Consider the following 3,202-nt stretch of genomic DNA (forward strand, 5'->3'; position numbering starts at 1 on the left):
CGTGGCCACTAAATATGGTTTAAACACTTATTGTGTATATTTTAATTTAAAAATTTTCGTTGCTTAATTTGTTTGGCTTGTTAAATAGTTGTTGTTTTTCCGCTATATATCAATTCCAAATTTTTACCGGTTTATTTCTTTTCTTTAAGCTTAACTTTGCCAATTGCTTAAACTTATTGATAGCAAGCTGCATTATTAGTCAAATTTAAAAGTTTTTAAAACTATACACTTTAGTAATTTTCCTAAATCTTATACGTAATTTTACGCTTTTTTAATATAAAATAGAACTTGGCAGGTGCGCATATAATTTCTATTGTATTTATACAAGTTGTCTATTATATAATTGCTGAGATATAAAAGGCATTGGCATATGGTAAACCTGCTAACCTAATGTAATTGAAACGATGTACTACTGTTTTTTAATGGTAATTTTTAACTAAGTAAAATTACATGCAATCATTCCTGAATAAACTTTTTTTTAATGTATAAAGTAGCTTTCTAATTTTATTCTAGTTTCTTTATTAACCAATAAATCCTCCATCATTATACCATTTTCCATGATTAATATTCTTTTACAAAGGCTAGAAACATGATTTAAATCGTGGCTACTTATTAATAGGGTTGTTCCGTATTGTAAGTTAATATTTAAAAGTAAATTTCTAAGTTGTACTTGGGAGCTTGGATCTAAATTAGCAAATGGTTCATCGAGTATACAAATTTTAGGGTTTACTACTAAAGCACCTGCAATTCCTACTTTGCATTGATTGCCTTTTGATAAATCCCTTATGTACTTTTCATTTGTAATAGTTTCATCAAATAATTTTGTATTTGTTGTTATAAATCTATTAATTTCAACATCTGATATATTGTACAGGCCCCCTATAAATGAAAGGTACTCCTTAGGAGTAAGGTAGCTAATTAAAAAATCTTCATCTAAATATGAGGTAGTGAATTTTTTCCAGTAATCAGTAAAGGATACATTCCTGTCATTTATCAGCACTTCGCCACTATCGGGTTTCACAAGGTCAAGTAATAACCTAAAAAATGTTGTTTTTCCTGCTCCATTGTTACCAACTAATCCAATAATTTCTCCGGGTTTAATTTCAAGGTTTTTCACATCCACCACCTTTTTTCCGTTGTATATTTTTGTAATATTTTTTATATTAATCATCATTTTAAATTTTTGAAAATCCTTCCAGTAATTTGTATTTATTTTTATTGAATTGTTTGGTAAGAATTTGTAGCCAGAGTTTAAAAAAGCAAATACTGGTTATTCCAAATAATCCAAAAATTATTATGGTTGTGTTAAGTGAAAATAATTGATATAAAGCGTAAAAGATGATGAATGATACAGTTAATAAACTATAAAAATAGATATACTGATTCATTCCTGTTCCTTGATGATTTAAAAAAGCACTTTTGTTTACATCAAGTCTTTGGTAATTAAACATACAAAACAAACATATCATTGGAATTTGTATTCCAACATTAAAAAAATATGAGCAGGCAATAATGGTTATATTATTTTGCCAAATTAATAAACACACTAAAAAAGCTAATGTGCAAAGTATATATAAAATTAGCAGCTTACTTTTAATATATTCTTTATTTTTTAAGTTAAGCACAAAATAAATAGGGAAATGCGAGCTTTGCCAAGAAAATAGGAATTGTCCATAAAAAATAATAGGTATTGCTATTGCTCCAACACTTATTAAAAAAGTAGTTAGAATATCCTCTTTACTATTACCTGTATATTTTACAAAAAGAACTGCACCAACTAATAATATTATAGGGAAAATAATTGCACTAATAATTATTTGAAGTGGCCTATTGTTTCTGTGTATTAGTTTCAATTCAATATCAAAAAATATTAAAAATAATGAATGTTTAGAAAACAATGATGATTTATTTTTTAAGAAATGTTTCAATGGTGTTTTATTATTACCTTTTATGTCTAAGTATAATAATTGGTTTACTTGTTTTTTGTAAAAGATTATAACGATGGATAGTGCTACTAAAAGGGGCACTAATAAGACAGGATTAGCCACTAAATTTTTAAAAATGAATACAGCATATTCATTCATTTGAATTTTACTATTGAAAATAAGCCCAAAAACAAGTAAAAAAATACTAATTATTCTCCATATCCAAATAAGTAATATGTTAGCGCTATTTATAATGAATTGAACTAAAAAATTGATGATTAGAAAAAAAATGAATAAATAAATGTACAGTAAAACTAATTCTGTCGTATTGAATAATTCGTTTAAATTTATGAGTATAGAGGGTATTAATAGTACCAGAAGAATGAAATTATAGCTTGTTGCTATTGATTGAAGGATAAAAAAATTTATGATTTTATTCTTAGGTATGTTTAGTGTTAAATATGGTTGTATTACATTAGCATTTTGTTTTTGAATTACTAAGCGTAAAATAAAATCGCTTACAATAATATAAATGAGTATTTCAAAAATTACGTTTTCATAATTTTTATTGAATGTGGTATATAATAAAATGTATTTTAAATGCCATAAAATATACATAACAGGTATGGTAGCTAATATACCATAGAAATTAAAAAAAATTTGAAATAAAAATCCTTGTTTACTTCCATTTTTTCTTAGTCTACTTTTCCAATCATTCAATAAAAGTTTTGTAATGATATTTTTTTTAAACACGATTTAGATTTTTTTTAAATTCTTAGAATTTACTGGATAAAATTTTTTTCTAAAATTTTAAATAAAATTGGGTATAATCAGCATATTGTATTATACCCAACTATTATTAATGAACACACTGGCTAAACCATGAACCTACAAGTGTCCATCCAAGTAGAGCGGCAGGTGGAAATACGGTGCTCACAACAGCCGCACCGAGCGCAAGTCCTGCAGTTACCGGTGCACAACTTCCCGCTTTAATTTCCTCCATTTGTTTTAATTGCATTTTTTTCATCTGTTACGATTTTGATTGTTAAAGAATACTCTTCTTGAATTCGTTGCGCTAACGAACGGGCATAGAGCGTATTTACCTCGTACTTGCGGTACTCCTTGCAGTATCTGCTGCCACTGCTTTACAGTCCTTTGTTCTTTTTCTTTGGGTCAACAAAGGCAAAATGTCCCTCAATCCGTGGCCACTAAATATGGTTTAAACACTTATTGTGTATATTTTAATTTAAAAATTTTCGTTGCTTAATTTGTTTGGC

At 27.1% G+C, this 3,202-nt stretch carries 2 protein-coding genes; both read right to left on the reverse strand.

Annotated elements, in window-relative coordinates:
• Positions 1–478: 478 nt before the first annotated feature.
• Complete coding sequence (locus tag ACP5P5_RS13350) at positions 479–1,174, reverse strand: ABC transporter ATP-binding protein (RefSeq protein WP_428286611.1); 696 nt, start codon at positions 1,172–1,174, stop codon at positions 479–481.
• Between the two features lies 1 nt (position 1,175).
• Positions 1,176–2,678, reverse strand: a complete 1,503-nt coding sequence (locus tag ACP5P5_RS13355; RefSeq protein WP_428286612.1) for a DUF5687 family protein — start codon at positions 2,676–2,678, stop codon at positions 1,176–1,178.
• Between the last annotated feature and the right edge of the window lie 524 nt (positions 2,679–3,202).

Origin of the sequence: Hydrotalea sp. (assembly GCF_049968455.1) — a bacterium.
Taxonomy (GTDB): domain Bacteria; phylum Bacteroidota; class Bacteroidia; order Chitinophagales; family Chitinophagaceae; genus Hydrotalea.